Annotated in this window: 24 protein-coding genes and 1 riboswitch; of the genes, 4 read left to right on the top strand and 20 right to left on the bottom strand. The window is 41.8% G+C overall.

Annotation, left to right across the window (positions count from 1 at the left end):
• Positions 1-147: 147 nt before the first annotated feature.
• Positions 148-240 carry a YjcZ family sporulation protein gene (locus tag KFQ09_RS18185; protein WP_008359694.1) on the top strand — a complete coding sequence of 31 codons (93 nt, stop codon included), beginning with the start codon at positions 148-150 and terminating at the stop codon, positions 238-240.
• A gap of 88 nt (positions 241-328) precedes the next feature.
• Positions 329-853, top strand: coding sequence for a DUF309 domain-containing protein (locus KFQ09_RS18180; protein ID WP_072367786.1), 525 nt, complete (start codon positions 329-331; stop codon positions 851-853).
• Positions 854-877: 24 nt separating this feature from the next.
• Here KFQ09_RS18180 and KFQ09_RS18175 read toward each other — a convergent pair whose 3' ends face one another.
• The 7 genes from KFQ09_RS18175 to KFQ09_RS18145 all read right to left on the bottom strand — a co-directional run bounded on the left by KFQ09_RS18175 (position 878) and on the right by KFQ09_RS18145 (position 5,223).
• Positions 878-1,231 carry a GNAT family N-acetyltransferase gene (locus KFQ09_RS18175; protein WP_017359785.1) on the bottom strand — a complete coding sequence of 118 codons (354 nt, stop codon included), beginning with the start codon at positions 1,229-1,231 and terminating at the stop codon, positions 878-880.
• Between the two features lie 113 nt (positions 1,232-1,344).
• Entirely contained in the window at positions 1,345-1,809 is a 465-nt protein-coding gene (gene ribE, locus KFQ09_RS18170; RefSeq protein WP_007501031.1) for a 6,7-dimethyl-8-ribityllumazine synthase, read from the bottom strand.
• A gap of 26 nt (positions 1,810-1,835) precedes the next feature.
• Positions 1,836-2,459, bottom strand: coding sequence for a 3,4-dihydroxy-2-butanone-4-phosphate synthase (gene ribB, locus KFQ09_RS18165; RefSeq protein ID WP_017359786.1), 624 nt, complete (start codon positions 2,457-2,459; stop codon positions 1,836-1,838).
• 11 nt (positions 2,460-2,470) lie between these two features.
• Positions 2,471-3,121, bottom strand: a complete 651-nt coding sequence (ribE, locus tag KFQ09_RS18160; protein WP_026050106.1) for a riboflavin synthase — start codon at positions 3,119-3,121, stop codon at positions 2,471-2,473.
• Between the two features lie 248 nt (positions 3,122-3,369).
• A riboswitch (FMN riboswitch) is annotated at positions 3,370-3,511 on the bottom strand.
• 114 nt (positions 3,512-3,625) lie between these two features.
• The gene (locus KFQ09_RS18155; protein WP_008344451.1) at positions 3,626-3,970 is read right to left on the bottom strand and encodes a hypothetical protein; all 345 of its coding nucleotides are present in this window, start codon (positions 3,968-3,970) and stop codon (positions 3,626-3,628) included.
• 234 nt (positions 3,971-4,204) lie between these two features.
• Positions 4,205-4,441, bottom strand: a complete 237-nt coding sequence (locus KFQ09_RS18150; RefSeq protein ID WP_144625442.1) for a DUF2164 domain-containing protein — start codon at positions 4,439-4,441, stop codon at positions 4,205-4,207.
• 200 nt (positions 4,442-4,641) lie between these two features.
• Positions 4,642-5,223, bottom strand: a complete 582-nt coding sequence (locus KFQ09_RS18145) for a TetR/AcrR family transcriptional regulator (RefSeq protein ID WP_046343886.1) — start codon at positions 5,221-5,223, stop codon at positions 4,642-4,644.
• A gap of 239 nt (positions 5,224-5,462) precedes the next feature.
• Here KFQ09_RS18145 and KFQ09_RS18140 point away from each other — a divergent pair, with 239 nt between their 5' ends.
• Entirely contained in the window at positions 5,463-6,725 is a 1,263-nt protein-coding gene (locus KFQ09_RS18140) for an MFS transporter (RefSeq protein ID WP_129548449.1), read from the top strand.
• A 30-nt stretch (positions 6,726-6,755) separates the two neighbouring features.
• On the opposite strand, the gene KFQ09_RS18135 is transcribed toward KFQ09_RS18140, so the two are convergent.
• Positions 6,756-7,193 carry a peptidylprolyl isomerase gene (locus tag KFQ09_RS18135; RefSeq protein WP_007501040.1) on the bottom strand — a complete coding sequence of 146 codons (438 nt, stop codon included), beginning with the start codon at positions 7,191-7,193 and terminating at the stop codon, positions 6,756-6,758.
• Between the two features lie 321 nt (positions 7,194-7,514).
• Here KFQ09_RS18135 and KFQ09_RS18130 point away from each other — a divergent pair, with 321 nt between their 5' ends.
• Positions 7,515-8,399, top strand: coding sequence for a DUF1002 domain-containing protein (locus KFQ09_RS18130; protein WP_017359791.1), 885 nt, complete (start codon positions 7,515-7,517; stop codon positions 8,397-8,399).
• Positions 8,400-8,439: 40 nt separating this feature from the next.
• Here the strand turns inward: KFQ09_RS18130 and lysA are convergent, their stop codons facing one another.
• The 12 genes from lysA to KFQ09_RS18070 all read right to left on the bottom strand — a co-directional run bounded on the left by lysA (position 8,440) and on the right by KFQ09_RS18070 (position 17,797).
• Positions 8,440-9,765 (bottom strand): diaminopimelate decarboxylase, encoded by a 1,326-nt coding sequence (lysA, locus tag KFQ09_RS18125; protein WP_212338412.1) that lies wholly within the window; start codon positions 9,763-9,765, stop codon positions 8,440-8,442.
• Positions 9,766-9,880: 115 nt separating this feature from the next.
• A complete protein-coding gene (locus KFQ09_RS18120; RefSeq protein WP_007501043.1) occupies positions 9,881-11,353 on the bottom strand; it encodes a spore germination protein in 1,473 nt (490 codons plus the stop codon).
• Positions 11,307-11,915 carry a stage V sporulation protein SpoVABEA gene (locus KFQ09_RS18115; protein ID WP_007501044.1) on the bottom strand — a complete coding sequence of 203 codons (609 nt, stop codon included), beginning with the start codon at positions 11,913-11,915 and terminating at the stop codon, positions 11,307-11,309. The genes KFQ09_RS18120 and KFQ09_RS18115 overlap by 47 nt, the downstream gene beginning before the upstream one ends.
• Before the next feature lie 6 nt (positions 11,916-11,921).
• Positions 11,922-12,272 carry a stage V sporulation protein AE gene (spoVAE, locus tag KFQ09_RS18110; RefSeq protein WP_007501045.1) on the bottom strand — a complete coding sequence of 117 codons (351 nt, stop codon included), beginning with the start codon at positions 12,270-12,272 and terminating at the stop codon, positions 11,922-11,924.
• On the bottom strand, positions 12,272-13,288 hold the full coding sequence (gene spoVAD, locus KFQ09_RS18105) for a stage V sporulation protein AD (protein ID WP_008344437.1): 1,017 nt from the start codon (positions 13,286-13,288) through the stop codon (positions 12,272-12,274). The genes spoVAE and spoVAD overlap by 1 nt, the downstream gene beginning before the upstream one ends.
• A 12-nt stretch (positions 13,289-13,300) precedes the next feature.
• Positions 13,301-13,753: a stage V sporulation protein AC gene (gene spoVAC, locus KFQ09_RS18100; protein WP_008344436.1), complete on the bottom strand. Its 453-nt coding sequence runs from the start codon at positions 13,751-13,753 to the stop codon at positions 13,301-13,303.
• A gap of 20 nt (positions 13,754-13,773) precedes the next feature.
• A complete protein-coding gene (locus KFQ09_RS18095; protein ID WP_007501049.1) occupies positions 13,774-14,190 on the bottom strand; it encodes a stage V sporulation protein AB in 417 nt (138 codons plus the stop codon).
• Positions 14,180-14,800, bottom strand: a complete 621-nt coding sequence (locus tag KFQ09_RS18090) for a stage V sporulation protein AA (protein ID WP_024718931.1) — start codon at positions 14,798-14,800, stop codon at positions 14,180-14,182. The genes KFQ09_RS18095 and KFQ09_RS18090 overlap by 11 nt, the downstream gene beginning before the upstream one ends.
• Positions 14,801-14,914: 114 nt before the next feature.
• On the bottom strand, positions 14,915-15,682 hold the full coding sequence (gene sigF / locus KFQ09_RS18085; RefSeq protein WP_007501051.1) for an RNA polymerase sporulation sigma factor SigF: 768 nt from the start codon (positions 15,680-15,682) through the stop codon (positions 14,915-14,917).
• Positions 15,683-15,694: 12 nt separating this feature from the next.
• Positions 15,695-16,135: an anti-sigma F factor gene (spoIIAB, locus tag KFQ09_RS18080; protein ID WP_007501052.1), complete on the bottom strand. Its 441-nt coding sequence runs from the start codon at positions 16,133-16,135 to the stop codon at positions 15,695-15,697.
• Entirely contained in the window at positions 16,132-16,485 is a 354-nt protein-coding gene (gene spoIIAA, locus KFQ09_RS18075; RefSeq protein WP_008344431.1) for an anti-sigma F factor antagonist, read from the bottom strand. The genes spoIIAB and spoIIAA overlap by 4 nt, the downstream gene beginning before the upstream one ends.
• A gap of 157 nt (positions 16,486-16,642) precedes the next feature.
• Positions 16,643-17,797 (bottom strand): D-alanyl-D-alanine carboxypeptidase family protein, encoded by a 1,155-nt coding sequence (locus KFQ09_RS18070; protein WP_201297801.1) that lies wholly within the window; start codon positions 17,795-17,797, stop codon positions 16,643-16,645.
• Positions 17,798-17,921: the final 124 nt, after the last annotated feature.

The following is a 17,921-nucleotide window of genomic DNA, read 5'->3' as shown; positions in this document are numbered from 1 at the left end:
ACACGATAAAGCTCTCGTCCAATATAATTTCGACCATGAGGCAGCAGGCAAAAAAAGAAAAACAGTGGATTCGCCCATACCAATGAGGGCATTTATACATAGAATACCATTGTAATCAGAACTGATGAAAAAGGAGGCCGTAACATTATGGGAGATGGTTATTACTTCGGCGGAGGATTTGCGCTTATTGTTGTGCTGTTCATCTTGCTGATCATCGTTGGCGCGGCTTGGGTTTATTAAAGAAACAGAGCGTCCTTTCATAAAGGGGCGCTCTTTCTTCTTTTCTTTTCGGTATGTTAGACTGATAGTGGAAAAGGAGATGACCGCTGTGTATCCTAAAGCGTACGTGGCTTTTTTACATGAATTTCATACGACAAGAGATTATTTTGAGTGTCATGAAATTCTTGAAGAATTTTGGAAAGAAGATCCTCCTCATCAGCGCAAAAAGTACTGGGTGGGTCTCATTCAGCTTGCTGTTGCTTTGTATCATCAAAGACGAGGAAATGGAAAAGGAGCAAAACGGCTGATTTCAAACAGCCTTCATATATTAGATTCGGACCGGAACGTACTAACAGAATTAGGTCTTGATGAAGAGGCATTTCTTTTACTGCTGAGAACACTGAAAAAGAAAATCGATGAAGACATGCCCTACGAAAGTGTGATGCTGCCAATCCGAGATGAAACGCTTCTTTCTTTATGCCAAGAGATGGCGGAAAAAGAAGGCTTAACCTTCGGACAGGAGAGCAACTTATCCCATACATTCTTAATTGAAAAGCATAGACTGCGTGATCGGACGGACGTATTGCTTGAACGTGAAAAGCAGATGGAACGTAAAAAAAGCAGAGGCATATAACCTCTGCTTTTACATGTGTGATATTTAGTTTGTTTCATTGTGACACTTATGAAAGAAGCCTTGCGTTAATTCATTTGGAATGAGTGTTTTCGTTTTGAATACTTCTTCCACGGCTAATACCATTTCCTTGCCGATGCCTTGGTCACGATGGGACGGATTGACACTAATATGTTCGATTTGTACTTGGTCGTCTGTTTTCAGCACACCAATCGCACCGACGATATCCTCACCATCTTTCCAAAGGAACAGCTGCCGATCTTCATCCATTTCATACGACTTTATCGTCTGCTGAAGCTGTTTGACGTCTTTCTCACCCGGCATAAAGGACAGGAGTCCCATGGCAATTTTTTCAAAAGACCTCTTGTAACGAATTAACATATATACCCCTCAATATTAAAATTATCCTATTCTCCAGCAAATGTCTTATGAATCACTTGCTCATCACACATTATAAACACTTTTAGGTTGTTTTTAAACTCTTTTTCATCAAATTAACGAAACGTTCGATTTAGGTTGGCCATTTCAATAGCAGCTGCAGCCGATTCACTGCCTTTATTTCCAGCCTTTGTACCGGCTCTTTCAATGGCTTGTTCAATAGATTCTGTTGTCAGTACACCAAAGATAATCGGCACCCCTGTTGAGATGGCACTTTGTGCGATTCCTTTAGCCGCTTCATTACAAACATAATCGTAATGTGATGTTGCCCCGCGAATCACGGTTCCAAGTGTAATGACTGCATCATATTTTTTTGTTTCTGCTAGTTTTTTTGCCATATACGGAATTTCAAAAGCCCCCGGCACCCACACGACATCAATATCGTCACCGTTTGCTCCGTGTCTGAGCAATGTATCTTCTGCTCCATCTAGCAGTTTGCTTGTAATAAAATCATTAAATCTAGCGACGACGATTCCAAACTTTAATCCTTCTGCTACTACATTACCTTGTATTGTATTCATATGTTCATCATCCTTTTTTGTGATTTTTATTTTGTTTTCATTGTCGTTGTTTGCTTGTTTATATATGCCTGCAATGCTTCAATCGTCAGCATCTTTAAATCGTGTTCTTTTTGAATTTTTTGTAGTTCGGGTACGCGGGCCATGGTTCCATCTGCATTCATAATTTCACATATGACACCCGCTGGCACTGAACCCGCAAGTTTAGCAAGATCAACGGCCGCTTCTGTATGACCTGGTCTTTCTACTACGCCTCCCTCTTTCGCAATAAGAGGGAAAACATGACCTGGTCGGGCAAAATCTTCTGGTTTTGACTCTTTATTTAACATGGCCAATATGGTCGTTGAGCGCTCAAAAGCACTTATACCAGTTGTCGTTGACGTATGGTCGATGCTCACTGTAAATGCTGTATGATGTGCATCCGTATTTCGCTCGACCATGGGATGCAGATCCAAGTGTTTCGCAATCGAGGCATGAACTGGTGTGCAAATAAGACCTCTTCCATGTAAAGCCATGAAGTTAATGACTTCCGGCGTTGCATGCTCAGCAAGTGCCACAAAGTCTCCTTCATTTTCTCTGTCTTCATCATCTACTACGATAATGATTTCTCCTCGTTTCAGGGCATTTACTGCCTCATCAACTGAATGATACATACAATCGCCTCCTAGAATCCGTGCTCTTTTAAAAATGATGGGGTTAATCGTGATGGCTGCTTTTCGTTTTGCTCTTTTGTTAAAAAGCGATAAATGTATTTACCGATCATGTCACATTCAATATTTACTACATCCCCCATAGATTTAGTCGGGAAAATAGTTCCTTCAAGCGTATGTGGAATGATAGAAACTGTCACATGAGCATCTCGCAAATCGAAAATAGTCAAGCTGACGCCGTCTATTGCGATCGATCCCTTTTTTGTGAGCATATCTGTGAGGGTCTTGTCCATTTTCAAATCATAGTAAATGGCATTACTCTTCTTTTCTACACGGGTAATCACAGCCGTTCCATCAACATGGCCTGAAACAAAATGACCGCCGAATCGTCCATTTGATGACATCGCTCGCTCTAAATTCACTTGGCTACCTGGCGCAAGCTGATCAAGTGATGTCGCTTTGACCGTCTCAGGCATCACATCTGCCGCAAACTGTTCTTTTGTGAAGCTTGTGACAGTGAGACAAACGCCATTGATGGCGATACTATCGCCTAGGTGAACATCTTCTAGTACACGACTGCACTTGATGATGATTTCCATGGCATCTGCGGATCTTTTGCTCAATGACTGGACTGTACCCACTTCTTCAATAATCCCCGTAAACATGTGATCCTCCCTTTCTCTTTCTTTTGTATTTCTCACTTTATGAAAAAGCGATGTTTGGGACATGTGATCGATTGAACACCTTCGTCGCTTTTTATGGTCCATACAAGATGAGGGATCACCTAATAAACACTGCATGCGATGACTATATTGACATACAGAAAGCCCCGGAAAAATTCCGGGGCTTTGGTTTTTTTGCATTAGAAATAAAACTATGATCAACACATATTTTTTGTTCATGCATAGCTTTCGTTATCCTTCTCCCATCCAGACTTTCACTGTCGGCTTCAGCTTCTCACTGAATCAACCGTTAATAAATTAACGGGTCACGGGCTGTAAAGCATTTGCTTTATTACCGTCGGTCGGGATTTTCACCCTGCCCCGAAGGATACAATCGATATTTAGCTGTCCTTAGGGGCTATTATAGCGATCCTTGTGGTCAAATGCAACAATCAAGATTTATTCATCTGTTCATAAAAAGAGCCTCCCTATAGGAAAGGAGACTTGTTAATTGACGACTTTTACTACTTTTATAAGACCGTCTATTCTTTTTTCATTACTAAAGTATGCTTTAATACGATCGCCTTTTTTCAGATCGGCCACATCATCTTCAAATTTCTTCCCGTTAAAAATGATTTTCGTGCCATTTTTGGCTTGACCGTAATACTCATCACCATCAATTTTTGTAATGGTATATTCATAGATTGTGTAATCTTTATCATTATTCGTTAAACTTTCGCCAATGGCTGTTGGCACATCTTCAATTTTCATGCCATTCATGTATAAATAACCTGCGCCTAAACAAAGCAGTAAAACAAATAAGATTGCGATTTTCAATTTAATTTTCCCCATATTTAGAACCTCCATCATCTGCACTTCGCCTATTTGTATGTTCTATTCCTTCTTTTGATGAAATAAAACCAAAAAAGCTGATTTTCATTAATGGTTACTTATATAACGATTCAAGTGGACTTTTGGTTCCACCTTTTCATCATTACATATGATACGAATATGCGTTCTTTATTAAGGGGGTCTTTTTTCCTCTTTATCTGTTAGCAGGGTGAACAAGAAAGACGAGCTTTTTGATTATAATCTTTTCTCTAATGCGAATAGATCTTCCTCTAACAATTGAGATCTTTGAACAGCGATATTTCGGCTGTCACGAACCCCTTGATTATAATAGTAGCTTCCAAGATGTTTTGTGATAAATTCTAATAGATTGATGGCTGCTAATTCACCAATCTCCTCTTCTCGTTCTTCAGCAAAGTAACGCTGAATAGCAATCATCATCTGATTTTTTTCTTCTTTTGTTAATGGTTTCAAAGTATCTCCTGCTTTCTTTCAGCATGATCACACGCTTTTTAGATGTGCACTTTCACTTATTTTTAGAGCTACATATGGTGACACTCACGAATACGAATGTTTGTTCTCTTATCATATCACAAAAACGTGTCCATCACACCCTAAAAGAAAAAGCGTGTTTTAATCAATTGATCAAAATACGCTTTCTTTATATAGACTATTTATTTCAATATGGATAGGATCGTCGCTACAGAATGATCTACAAATGAACGCTCTGGGCGAGATTTCATGAGGACTGTAAGTCCAATAAAAGAAACAACCAGCGCCTGTGCTAAGGCTTTGGCATTCAGACTGCTTTCGAGCTCACCCGAGCGAATACCTTGTACAATTTTTTCTTCAAAAATGACCGAAAGATACATTTGATGCTCTCTTGTGAGAATTTCAAATTTCTCTTCGTGGGGGGCAAGCTCGACTATTGTATTGATGCAGAAGCACCCTTTACTCGGCCCATCTCCATATTCCTCTTCTACTAATTCAGCAAATAATGTATGAAATGCTTCCTTTGCAGATAGATTGTTTTGCAGTTTTGATCGAATATGTGCTGCATGCTGAGTTGTATATTTGCGTAATGCTGCTTCAAACAATTCCTCTTTATCACCGAACGCTGAGTATAAGCTTGGCCGCTGTATTCCCATTTTTGCAGTTAAGTCGCTTAATGTAGTGGCTCTGTACCCCTTCTCCCAAAAAAGCAACAAGGCCTCATCTAACGCTTTTTCCTCATCAAATTCCCGTTGTCGAACCATTATCAACCCTCATTTCTATCATAAAAATCTCTTCACTAAATCAATCATCTATTTCTTATAACGTTTTTACTCATCGGTACATTATCATTTTATTTTATTGACATATCATTGTCAAACCGACTACGATCTTCACTATATCATCTTGACTTTAAAACGTTTCTATGGTTATCCTTAACAGGAATCATTCTATATCGATCAGTATATTATACTTTTCAGTACAAAAGGAGCGGATGACATGCATGAAAAAAGAAAAGATGAATGCCGTTGAACATTCTGATCTGGAAACGACTCATTTACAAATAACCACCCGATCAACGATGACTCGCAATATGGCTCTACTGTTTGCGACAGCCTCCGGGATGGCAGTTGCAAACATATACTTTGCACAGCCATTATTAGACTCCCTCGCATCCGAGTTTGGTATCAGCTATTCATCCGTTGGTATGGTCATTACGATTACTCAGCTTTGTTATGCGCTAGGACTGCTACTGATCGTACCACTTGGTGATCTGTTCAACCAACGGCGGCTCATCGTAGCTCAAATGCTAGTATCCGTGTTATCTCTCATTCTAGTCAGTATCGCCCCTACCGCCACCGTCCTGTTTATAGGACTAGCTGCGGTGGGACTGCTCGCTGTAGTCACTCAGGTACTCGTAGCATTCGCAGCGACATGGGCCGCTCCTGAAGAACGTGGCCGCATAGTGGGCTTGGTTCAAAGTGGAATTGTGATTGGTATTCTTCTCGCACGAACGTTTGCTGGTGTACTAACCGATCTCGCCGGCTGGAGATCAGTCTATCTCGTTTCCGGCGTGATGATGCTGATCATCACTGGCGTGTTGTACCGGTATCTTCCTCGTGCTGACAACAAGAGAGTCTCCATATCCTATGTGAACTTGCTCGCTTCAATGTTTATATTGTTCAGACAAGAACGAATTCTACGTATTCGTGGCGTACTGGGTTTTCTGATCTTTGTTGTGTTTGGCACGCTGTGGACTTCACTTGTGCTGCCTCTCAGCACTACGCCATACAATCTGTCACATACGGCGATTGGTGCATTTGGCCTTGCTGGAGTTGCCGGAGCATTAGGTGCCGCTCGAGCTGGAAGCCTTGCTGATCGAGGCTTAGGACAGTTAACAACGTGCATCGCCCTTGTCCTATTACTCTTTTCATGGTGTTTTATTTTTTTCACTGAATATTCCCTCATTTTATTAATCGTTGGTATCGTCATTCTTGACCTATCTGTGCAGGCCGTTCATGTGACCAATCAAAGTATGATTTTCATGGTCCGGCCTGAGGCGAGAAGCCGGCTGACTGCTGCTTATATGATTTTTTATTCCCTCGGCAGTGCGCTCGGTTCTATTGTATCAACTAACATATACGCAAACGCTGGCTGGAATGGGGTATGTTTATTTGGAGCCTCTATCAGCGCCTTAGCCCTTTTATATTGGATGATCACCTACCGCTTCACGGCACAGATCACAGGAACATCAGATTTAAAATAAAAAAACACCGCAATTAAGCGGTGTTTTGGATTAAGCATCGATAACTTCGACTTTTTCCATCCCTTGACCTTGTTCCATGTCAAGAACAGCCTCGATACCAGATGTTACTTTACCAAAAACAGTGTGAACACCGTTTAAGTGCGGCTGTGGGTCATGTACGATAAAGAATTGGCTGCCGCCAGTGTCTTTACCAGCGTGTGCCATTGATAATGAACCTCTCTCGTGCTGATGAGGGTTTCCTTCTGTTTCACATTTAATGGTGTAACCAGGTCCTCCAGTTCCATTACCGTTTGGATCGCCGCCTTGGCTTACGAACCCTGGGATCACGCGGTGGAATTTCAATCCATCGTAGAAGCCTTCATTCGCTAATTTTTCAAAGTTTGCTACTGTACCTGGAGCAGCCTCTGGGTACAGTTCAAACTCAATTTTCTTTCCATTCGTTAATTGTATGTATCCTTTTTTCGCCATTTTTCACATTCTCCTTTCAGGTTAAACAACGCTCATTATAGCACATTTTCGGTGATGTTAAACATCCCCTGCTTACCTAATGTGATTTACCTCTTTTGCCAACATTGATAAAATAAAAGAGCTTGATCCTTTTCTCCTAAGGAAATGATCACAGACTGAGCAAAACACTTCATCATATTGGAGGTTTCAAACATCTTTAAAAGATAATTGAAACGTCAGACTGATTTGTTACGTCTATATGATGAAGTACGATTCAAATCATGTACTCAAAAGATGAGTTTCTCACCATCGAGAAACGCTTTCGACTTGAAGGAGGTCAACATGTTTAAAAAAACAATGCTTGGTATGATGGCAGCGCTCCTTTTACTGATTGGTGCGCCAAAAGTCAGCTTAGCGGATGCAGCTGTCGGCGATGTCATCGTCACACTCGGGCAAGACTTAACACCGGCTGATCGCCAGAAGGTGCTTGACGAGTTGAATCCACCTGAAAATGCGACAAAAATTGAAGTAACCAATAAAGAAGAGCACGAATATTTAGGAAAGTATATCCCTCGCTCTCAAATCGGGACTCGAGCATTATCATCTTCATCTATTACTATTGAAAAATCAGGTACGGGTCTGACTGTGGATACACATAACATTAAGACCATTACAGATGAGATGTATTTAAATGCTTTAATGACCGCAGGCGTGAAAGATGCAAAGGTTGTCGTGACGGCGCCGTTTGAAGTATCTGGCACAGCAGCACTGACAGGTTTATTAAAAGCCTATGAGGTGTCAAGCGACAAAGCCATTCCCGAAGATGTGAAACAGGTGGCTAACGAAGAGCTTGTAACAACATCTAAATTGGGTGACTCTATTGGAAAAGACAATGCTTCTGCTCTGATTGCAAAAATCAAAGATGACATTGCCAAAAATGGAGTTCCTAAAACAACAAAAGAAGTGGAAGAAAAAGTAGATCAAGCCGCTTCTGATTTGAACTTAAATCTGACGCAGGACCAAAAAGATCAACTTGTCTCTCTCTTCGATAAAATGAAAAATATCAATATCGATTGGAAACAAGTCGGATCTCAAATTGATAAAGCAAAAGACAAGATTACAAAATTCATAGAATCAGATGAAGGGAAAAACCTTCTACAGAAAATTTGGGATTTCTTTGTCTCCATTTGGAACGCGATCGTCTCTGTATTTACTGGTGGAAAATAAATGTCATAGAAAAAGCTGCCTGATGATCAGGCAGCTTTTTTTAAGTCGATGATTTCACTTTTGATTGATAAGGTAAATCCAATTTGACAATGTCCTCATATGTCTCACGCTCAACGACAAGCTGCGCTTCCCCATCTTCTACAAATACTACAGCCGGGCGCGGGATACGGTTATAGTTGTTTGACATGCTGTAGCCATAAGCTCCTGTACAAAAGACAGCTAATAAGTCTCCCTGTGATAACTCTGGCAGATCAATATCCCAAATGAGCATATCTCCACTCTCGCAGCATTTCCCTGCAATGGACACAGTTTGATCATGCGTTTGGCTCATTTTATTGGCGCTCGCTGCTTCATATTTCGCTTGATATAAAGCAGGTCGAATGTTATCACTCATTCCGCCGTCAATGGCTACATAATCGCGAATGCCAGGTACATGTTTGGATGAGCCGATCGTATAAAGAGTGGTTCCTGCATCTCCAACAAGTGAACGGCCTGGCTCAATCCAAATTTCAGGCATCTCAAATTCATAGCGGCCTACATTTTCTTTCACCGCTTGAATAATTTTCTCCACATATTCAGTCGCAGGCAGTGGCTCATCCTCTTCTGTATAACGGATGCCAAAACCTCCGCCTAAGTTCAGCACTGTGGAAATAAAGCCAAATGATTCTCTCCATTCATCTAGCTTCAAGAAAATCTTATCTGCCGCAAGGACAAAACCAGCCGTATCAAAAATTTGTGAGCCGATATGACAATGAACACCTAAGAGCTCGATCACTTCTGATTTAAGCACTTGTTTCACCGCTTCGTCTGCTTGTCCATTATGAAGGTCAAAACCGAATTTTGAATCTTCTTGACCTGTTGTAATGTAGTCATGCGTATGTGCTTCGACACCCGGCGTGATGCGGAGTAGTACTTTCACCTGTTTTGACAGCTCTTGACCAAGCTGTTCAATGAGCGTCATTTCATAGAAATTATCAACGACAATACAGCCAATTCCGTGCTCTAGTGCCATCTTTAATTCTTCTCTGCTTTTGTTGTTACCATGGAAATGAATTTTTTCTACTGGAAAACCGGCACAAATGGCTGTGTGCAGCTCCCCGCCTGAAACGACATCAAGTGATAAGCCTTCTTCTTTTGCCAGCTGGAACATGGCAATAGAAGAAAACGCCTTACTCGCATATGCCACCTGAGCTTTTAGTTCTTCTTCAATAAATGCTTTCTGAAAGCTTTTTGCACGCTCCCGTATTAAAGCCACATCATATACATAAAGTGGTGTCCCATACGTTTCAGCTAAAGAAACGGCATCAACACCACCAATTTCTAAATGTCCGAGTTCATTTTGTCTGCAAGTGCCGTGTAAATACAATGTCATTCCCTCTTTCTCCGCCTCGGCTGAAAAAAGACAGCTGCACAAGCTGCCTTTTGCCGTTTCTCAAAGTTAAAAATACAATATCACAATCTTCAGCCACTTTCAACGAGCGTTAAGAATTTGGCGGAATTTTTGATCTGTTCTGAGGGTGAACGATGCTTGGCCTTACTTTTGAGCCAGGTACAGACGTCCGAATGAGCACTTGCCACAAAGCCTTTCCATTAAAAGGAATGAACGGCCACATATAAGGTGTCTGTAAGGAACGAATGGATGTTAAATAAATAAGTAACAGCGTAAAACCGATGATCAGTCCATTCAGCTTAAAGATCGCTACTAGTGCTAATATGATCAGTCGGATGATTTTATTAGCGACACTCAGTTCATAACTTGGAGTGGTGAATGTGCCGATGGCTGCTAGCGAGACGTATAATATGACCTCTGGTGTAAATAAACCGACATCAATTGCAATTTGTCCAATTAAAACGGCTGCAATCAAGCCCATGGCAGTCGACAAGGCGGTCGGCGTATGGATGGCCGCCATTCGTAAAAATTCCACCCCAAAATCAGCAAGGAATACTTGGAGAATGACAGGGATATGGGAGGGTTTGTTAAATCCAATATAGCTTAGATTGTCTGGCAGAAGATTCGGTTCTAGAATAAAAAGAAACCAGATCGGCAAAAGAAAAGTAGAACATAAGATGCCTAAAAAACGCACCCATCTTAAAAAAGTCCCAACCGCTGGCGCCTGGCGGTATTCTTCAGCATGTTGAACGTGATGAAAAATAGTGGTTGGTGTAATGATGACACTAGGGGATGTATCCGTAATGATGATGACATGCCCTTCTAATATATGGTTAGCGGCTACATCTGGGCGCTCGGTGTATCGCACAAGCGGGAAGGGATTATATCCTTGCTTAATGATAAATTCTTCTATTGTTTTATCAGACATCGTCAGTCCGTCAACTTTGATCCCAGACACTTCTTTTTCGATAATATCAACAAGATCAGGGTCAGCAATGTCTTCAATATAACAAACACAGACGTCTGCTTTAGAGCGCTCGCCTACTTTAAGCATTTTGTATCGCAGTTTTTCATCCCGCACTCTTCTGCGAATGAGTGCTGTGTTCACAATGATGTTTTCAACAAAGCCGTCTCTTGCACCTCTGACAACCTTTTCTGTATCCGGTTCCTCCGGCATTCTGCCAGGGTAGCTCCTGACATCAATAATAAATGCGTAATTTTCACCTTCGACAACGACTGCCACAAGTCCAGACAGCACTTGATCCACTGCCTCATCAAGCGTTTCAACTTTTGAGACTTGCTGATTGACAAGACGGTTTTCTACCACACGTGCAAGATCATCTGATTCAGGTTCGTTGTCATTGATTTCAATCAGTTCTTTTAATAAATAGATCACATATTGTGTATCACATAATCCATTTACATAGTAAAGCTGGATTTCCTGATCATGGACATAAATTTTCCGAACGCCAAGGTCAAAGCTAAGACCCATCCCGACATTGTCTTTGAAAAAATCTTCATTTTTCTTCGGATCTCGGTACACGTGCACCTTGTCTTTCTTCATGGAAACCGCTCCTTTCTAAAATTAATTCGACTGCCTTCATTGTGATGGGGGACCCTTTGCTTAGATCATCTTTCCGTCCCATCTTGCCAATATCTCCAATGCCGACAACAATCGGAAGCTGTAGTGAATCGAGACAATACACTGTATCTCCACTCATTTTGTGTGGTTCCATTTCTGGAAGTCCATGTTTGTCAACGCCGTATTCTGTCAGTTCACCTTCCCGGTCAATGGAGACATGTACCTTTGTCCATTCCGCTTGATGGGTTTTAGATGCCACTGCAATGGCGCCAATCACTTCAATTTCAGGGTGACGTGCTACGTGCTTCATCGCCGTCTCCCCTGTTCCTTCACCTGTTAAGCCAGAATCATCAAACATGACAAACACTGGGTCATACGGCGTTTTCAAAATCATCTGGACCAGTTCTGGTCCTGTTCGTTTGCTCGGATTCCCTTTTGAGCTGGAAATACATCTTCCGCCGACTTTCTTTGCGACAAGCTCAATCGTTTTGGCAGCATATATATCTCCGTCTGTCACTAAAATGACTTTGCGTCTTTGCCCCATATTAGGTTATCCTTTCGGTTTAAAGATAAGTGCAATGATAAATGAAAATAAAATCGCAGCTGATATTCCAGCAGAGGTTAACTCAAAAATCCCAATTCCGATTCCAATAAATCCGTGGACATCAGCCTGATGCATCGCCCCATGAAGCAAGCTATGACCAAAGCTTACGATAGGGACGGTAGCACCCGCTCCTGCAAATTCAATAAATTTATCATAAATACCAAACCCGTCTAAAATCGTCCCCGCCACAACAAAGGTGGTCATGACATGTGCCGGTGTGAGTTTCAGTACATCAAGTAAAAGCTGGCCGATCACGCAAATCAGTCCGCCTGCAACAAAAGCAATCAAATAATCCATTAGCTTTCTCCTCCTGCACGCTCAAATACAACTCCATGCGCAATGGTTGGAATGGTCTCTTTTTGCTGAACCATCATTGGGCTGAGAAGCGCCCCGGTTGCCACAACCAATACTCTTTGCAAATTCCCTGCTTTCATTTCTTGAAAGATGTGACTGAATGTCACGACAGCTGAGCAGGCACAGCCGCTGCCTCCAGCGAATACATTTTGATCAGGTGTGTATATGATTAATCCGCAATCATCATGCTTCCGTCCAAGCTGAATGCCATCTTCTTTGAGAAGATCCTTTAAAATAGGCGATCCAATTCCAGATAGATCTCCTGTTAAGATGAGATCATAATCATCTACTGTTCTTCCTAAGTCTTCTAAATGTTGTTTGATTGTGTCTGCCGCTGCAGGCGCCATAGCCGAACCCATATCGAATGGATCTGTAATCCCAAGATCCATCACCCGTCCGACGGTGGCACTTGTAATTTGAATTTGGGAAGGTTCTTGGCTGATGACGACAGCACCGCTCCCTGTCACTGTACTTGTTGCTGTATCGGGTTTTTGCCCGCCATATTCTGTTGGATTACGAAATTGCCGCTCTGCTGTCGCGTTGTGACTGCTTGTGGCAGCAAGCGCTCTATTGGCAAAGCCACCATCTACTAGCGCTGAGGCAATGGCGACTGATTCCATAGATGTGGAGCAGGCACCAAATAAACAAAGAAACGGGATTTTGAGTTCTCTTGCCACATAGTTGGCTGTCACGTTTTGGTTCAGTAAATCTCCTGCCAGCAAAAGGTCAATATCACTTTTTTGCAAATTCGCTTTTGATAAGGCCATTGATATGGCATCATCCATGAGCTGCCTTTCAGCCATTTCCCAGTTCTTTTGATAACAGTGCATTTCATCATAAGTTTTATCAATGAGATGACCGATTGGGCCTTCTTTTTCTTTCGGTCCTGCAGCTGTTCCTTCCGCATTCACATAAAGCTTGTGTTCAAATACCCAAGATTGCTTACCTGTTAGTTTCACGTTTTATTCCTCCTACGAAAACATCTTTTCCAAGACGTATCGAATAATCCCTACGACATATGCCGAGACGACACCAAACACAATGACGTTCCCAGCCAGTTTAAACATGTTGGTCGCTACACCTAACACAAGCCCTTCACTTTTATGCTCAAGAGCCGCACTTGTCATACTGTTTGCAAATCCTGTCACCGGTACAGCTGATCCCGCTCCAGCAAACTGGCCGATTCTATCGTAAATACCAATACCAGTTAAAATAGAAGAAATTAAAATAAGGGTTGCCACCGTTGGATTCCCTGCTGTCTTTTCATTAAAATCGAAAAAGGTAATATAGAAATTTTGCAATCCCTCGCCTATCGCACAAATCAAACCGCCGACAAGAAAAGCCTTGATGCAGTTTAGTACATAAGGAGGTTTCGGCTGATACGTTTTCACTTTAGATGGATAGTTCTCTTTTAAACTTGACACTTGTTGTTCCCTCCACATTTTTAAATATAAATAAGCCAATGAAATAACGAGCCAAACACCTTCCCTAAGACGATGGCCATGAGCAGCAGCACAATTTTCCCGTCCATTCCAATTCTTTTCGTTAAGATAGGAAGTACATTTAACACTTCAGTGAGTGCGGCTGCAAGCATGCCGACAAAAATGCCAGATAAAAGACCGATCGGAAGCGCTAGCCATTTGGATAAATGCAAATGGACTTGACTTAAAGTAGCCCAGCCGCCAACGACCGCTCCACTTATCACGGCAGCCTCATATCCTTGAATGAAACGCTGCGTTTTCGTTAATTGCATTAATCGAGGGATAATACCAAGCACTGTGAGAAACGCCACAAATCCTGCCCCTACCGTTAAACCGCCGCCGAGCCCAACAAGCACCACAAAAAGCCATTTACCGATCATGAATATCTTTCAATGTTTCTTTGTTTTCATTGAGTGCGACATAATGATCAAGATCGAGCTGATATTTAAACATTTCCACTTCAAGCGGACTTGGCTCTTCGTTTAAACGCTTTTTAAACACATGATTGAAAAATAAAATCATGCCAAAACCGAGTCCAAAGCTATATGGAATTTGTAATAAATAAGGATGCTCAACCGTGTTTCCAGTAATCATCTCGTAAAGGCGGATATGAACAAGCCGCATACTAACATCCTCATGGAAATTCATGATGGCAAGGGCCGCTCCGACAAATAAGAGGAGCCATACAAACACGAATAATACGGGGGACAGCTGGCGTTTGCCTGTGTCTATTTCAACAATGGCTTCTGAGCCTCCGACTGTTTGAATGTCAATGTCAGGCCATGTTTTTTTGATCGTTTTGACCACATGCATGATATCTAACACAACGATGTGACGATCCTTTTTGCTGACATGGTATATCGGCATTTTGCTCAGCTTTTGCACAGCACTGTCATCTCCAGTGATTTGGGCGATATCCTCTAAATAAATAAGCTGATCATTACCAGTCTTAATCCGATGGCGCAGCCGAATAAAGATTTGTCCGTCCATCCAAGTCACTTCCTATACGATGGGTTAAAAATAGTATGTGGTGAAAAATGGTTCTCATACTGTAAGAACTTGATTTACCGGTAATTACCACACAAAAAAAGCCAGCCGAATTGGCTAGCTGTCTTTTTGATCCATTTGCATTTGGATTTGTTTTAAAATCTTCTTTTCAAGCCGTGAGACTTGCACTTGGGAAATTCCGAGTCTTTCTGCTACTTCTGATTGTGTTTGGTCTTTATAATACCTTAAATAGACAATCAGTTTCTCGCGCTCTTCTAATTCTTTAATCGCCTCTTTCAGCGCAATTTTATCAAACCATCTTTCTTCTGAATGATCGGCAATTTGATCGAGCAACGTAATCGGATCGCCGTCATTTTCATACACGGTTTCATGAATTGATGATGGTGAGCGGACCGCTTCTTGAGCGAGGACAACATCCTCAGGTGTGATGTCCAGATATTCAGCGATTTCCTGAACAGTCGGCATTCGTCCATGAGATTTAGACAATTCGTCCCTTGCCCGCCTAATTTTATTTCCAAGTTCCTTTAAGGACCTGCTGACTTTGACGGTTCCATCATCACGAATGAAACGCTGAATTTCACCAATGATCATTGGAACGGCATAGGTCGAAAACTTCACATCATAAGACAAATCAAATTTATCAACAGATTTCAGCAGGCCAATACAGCCTATTTGGAACAGATCATCTGGTTCATATCCTCTATTTAAAAAGCGCTGAACAACGGACCAAACAAGACGCATGTTTTTTTCTACGAGGAGGTCTCTTGCTTGTTGATCTCCGTCTTGGCTTTTTTTGATGAGCTGTTTCACTTCATCATTAGACAGCTGTGCTTTTTTTGCTTGCTTTTTTACCTCCACATCCATATGAGCAGCTCCTTAATTACAAAGCGCTTTGCTTTTTGATAGATGCTTTGTTAAGCGGATCGTTGTGCCCATTTCTGGAGATGAGTCCACCATGACATCATCCATAAAGTTCTCCATGATCGTAAAACCCATCCCGGAACGCTCTAAATCTGGTTTCGTCGTAAAAAGCGGCTGCCTTGCTTCCTCAAGATCTGAAATGCCCATGCCTTCGTCTCGAATCGTCAGATACACAATATGGTCATCCAGTGTGACGCTAATGTGCACCTTGCCGTCTGGATTCCCGTCATACCCGTGAATGATCGAGTTCGTGACCGCCTCTGATACGACTGTTTTGATTTCTGTTAGCTCATCTAATGTTGGATCGAGCTGAGCGATGAATGCTGCCACCGTTACTCTTGCAAAAGATTCGTTTTGACTTAAAGCAGAAAAAGTCAAATTCATTTCATTTGTCATGATGCCACCCCCAATGTTTGTAGCGCAGTTTGCTCTGAAGGCTCCATACGAATAATTTTAAACAAGCCGGACATATCAAATAAACGGTTCACCGCCGGCGAGATCGCACAGACGACCATTTCACCGCCAAGCTGTTTAATTTCTTTGTATCTTCCTAAAATCACTCCGAGGCCAGAGCTGTCCATAAACGATAAATCAGCTAAATTCAGCACGATGTGGCGAATGTCCTCTGTTTCCAAATAATTCGTCACCTTTTGTCTCAATGTCTCTGCGGAGTGATGATCAAGCTCCCCTGTCAACCGAATGCAAAGTACGCTCTCTTTTATTTGAAAATCAATACCAAGGCTCATCTTTTCTTCCTCCTTGCTCTATTTTCGGATAAAGAATGTTTCTCTTTCTTCACATGCAAATCCTTCACCATGACAAAACTAGTGATCATTCGTCACATTTAGATGTTCTTTTCGTTCATAGCAAAAAAGACTGCCAGTTGCAGCAGTCTTTCACCTTTTACTTCCATTTAACAAATTCGGCCATCGCCCGTTTGAAGAACGTCCAAACACCGGCTTTTTCCATATCTTCTTTCGCTTCAACAGGACTTTCATGAAGCACTTTTCCATCTTTTTTCAAGATGATGGTGCCAAGTTTCGTTCCTTTTGAAAATGGGGCTGTGACATCTTGAGTTAATTTAATTTCTTTTTTGATCTGATCGACATTTTCGCCTTTTTTCGTTAAAAGAGAAATCGGTTCAGACGTGACAAGCTGAATTTTTTTCTTTTTCCCTTTGCTCACTTTGATCTCTGCTACATCTTGACCACGCTTGTACAGAGGGTGCGTTGTATATTGACTAAAGGCGTAATCCAGCATTTTGACGACTTGGGCATTTCTGTCTTTTGGCGTGCTTGCGCCGAATACAACAGCAATGACGCGCATGTTCCCTTTTTTAGCGGAAGCCGTTAGACAGTATTTCGCCTCGCCTGTAAACCCTGTTTTCACCCCATCCACACCTGGATAAAATTTAATGAGACGGTTTGTATTCACAAGCCAGAATTTTTTATCCGTGTTCTGACGAAGATAGTCTTCGTATACACCTGTGAACTTGGTGATCTCTTCATATTTCAACAGCTCTTTCGCCATTTTTGCCATATCATGAGCCGTGCTGTAATGATCTTTTTCAGGAAGTCCTGTTGGATTTTGAAAGACCGTTGAGGTGAGCCCAAGCTCTTTTGCCTTTTTGTTCATTTGCTCAACAAACTGTTCTTCAGATCCAGCAATATGTTCTGCCATGGCAACCGAAGCATCGTTTCCTGACGCAATCGCAATGCCTTTTAGCATGTCTTTAACCGTCATTTCTTCTCCCGGTTCAAGGAAAATTTGTGAGCCTCCCATAGATGCTGCATGATCGCTCGTTCTTACTTTATCAGTCATTTTTAATTTCCCTTGATCCATCGCTTCCATGATGAGAAGCATCGTCATGATTTTGGTCATACTTGCAGGGGCAAGCTTTTCATCACTGTTTTTGTTGTAAAGCACTTTTCCCGTGTCACGTTCCATTAAAATCGCTGATTTGGCTTCATGCGCCAATTCTGATGTTTGTTTTTCTCCTGGCTTTTCAATCTTTTCTTTTGCCATCGCTGATGGTGAAACCATTGAGATAAGGATCATTAAAGTAAACAATGCACATATATGACGTTTCAAGTGGCAGACCTCCATTATCGTAATCCTTTCTATTTTTTCCTCATAAAGGCTGTTTTATTCAGAGATCGTTTGATTGCCATAAAAAAAAGCC

This window comes from Bacillus sp. FS02, from assembly GCF_024398395.1.
Lineage (GTDB): Bacteria > Bacillota > Bacilli > Bacillales > Bacillaceae > Bacillus > Bacillus altitudinis.
This window is presented reverse-complemented; position numbering and strand designations above follow the sequence as displayed.

Bases quoted from the DNA above. Each gene is read 5' to 3' on its own strand.
- KFQ09_RS18185 (WP_008359694.1), top strand. From the start codon at position 148: ATGGGAGATGGTTATTACTTCGGCGGAGGATTTGCGCTTATTGTTGTG.
- KFQ09_RS18175 (WP_017359785.1), bottom strand. From the start codon at position 1,231: ATGTTAATTCGTTACAAGAGGTCTTTTGAAAAAATTGCCATGGGACTC.
- ribE (WP_007501031.1), bottom strand. From the start codon at position 1,809: ATGAATACAATACAAGGTAATGTAGTAGCAGAAGGATTAAAGTTTGGA.
- ribB (WP_017359786.1), bottom strand. From the start codon at position 2,459: ATGTATCATTCAGTTGATGAGGCAGTAAATGCCCTGAAACGAGGAGAA.
- ribE (WP_026050106.1), bottom strand. From the start codon at position 3,121: ATGTTTACGGGGATTATTGAAGAAGTGGGTACAGTCCAGTCATTGAGC.
- KFQ09_RS18155 (WP_008344451.1), bottom strand. From the start codon at position 3,970: ATGGGGAAAATTAAATTGAAAATCGCAATCTTATTTGTTTTACTGCTT.
- KFQ09_RS18145 (WP_046343886.1), bottom strand. From the start codon at position 5,223: ATGGTTCGACAACGGGAATTTGATGAGGAAAAAGCGTTAGATGAGGCC.
- KFQ09_RS18140 (WP_129548449.1), top strand. From the start codon at position 5,463: ATGAAAAAAGAAAAGATGAATGCCGTTGAACATTCTGATCTGGAAACG.
- KFQ09_RS18135 (WP_007501040.1), bottom strand. From the start codon at position 7,193: ATGGCGAAAAAAGGATACATACAATTAACGAATGGAAAGAAAATTGAG.
- KFQ09_RS18130 (WP_017359791.1), top strand. From the start codon at position 7,515: ATGTTTAAAAAAACAATGCTTGGTATGATGGCAGCGCTCCTTTTACTG.
- KFQ09_RS18120 (WP_007501043.1), bottom strand. From the start codon at position 11,353: ATGAAGAAAGACAAGGTGCACGTGTACCGAGATCCGAAGAAAAATGAA.
- KFQ09_RS18115 (WP_007501044.1), bottom strand. From the start codon at position 11,915: ATGGGGCAAAGACGCAAAGTCATTTTAGTGACAGACGGAGATATATAT.
- spoVAE (WP_007501045.1), bottom strand. From the start codon at position 12,272: ATGGATTATTTGATTGCTTTTGTTGCAGGCGGACTGATTTGCGTGATC.
- KFQ09_RS18095 (WP_007501049.1), bottom strand. From the start codon at position 14,190: ATGATCGGTAAATGGCTTTTTGTGGTGCTTGTTGGGCTCGGCGGCGGT.
- KFQ09_RS18090 (WP_024718931.1), bottom strand. From the start codon at position 14,800: ATGGACGGACAAATCTTTATTCGGCTGCGCCATCGGATTAAGACTGGT.
- sigF (WP_007501051.1), bottom strand. From the start codon at position 15,682: ATGGATGTGGAGGTAAAAAAGCAAGCAAAAAAAGCACAGCTGTCTAAT.
- spoIIAB (WP_007501052.1), bottom strand. From the start codon at position 16,135: ATGACAAATGAAATGAATTTGACTTTTTCTGCTTTAAGTCAAAACGAA.
- spoIIAA (WP_008344431.1), bottom strand. From the start codon at position 16,485: ATGAGCCTTGGTATTGATTTTCAAATAAAAGAGAGCGTACTTTGCATT.
- KFQ09_RS18070 (WP_201297801.1), bottom strand. From the start codon at position 17,797: ATGATCCTTATCTCAATGGTTTCACCATCAGCGATGGCAAAAGAAAAG.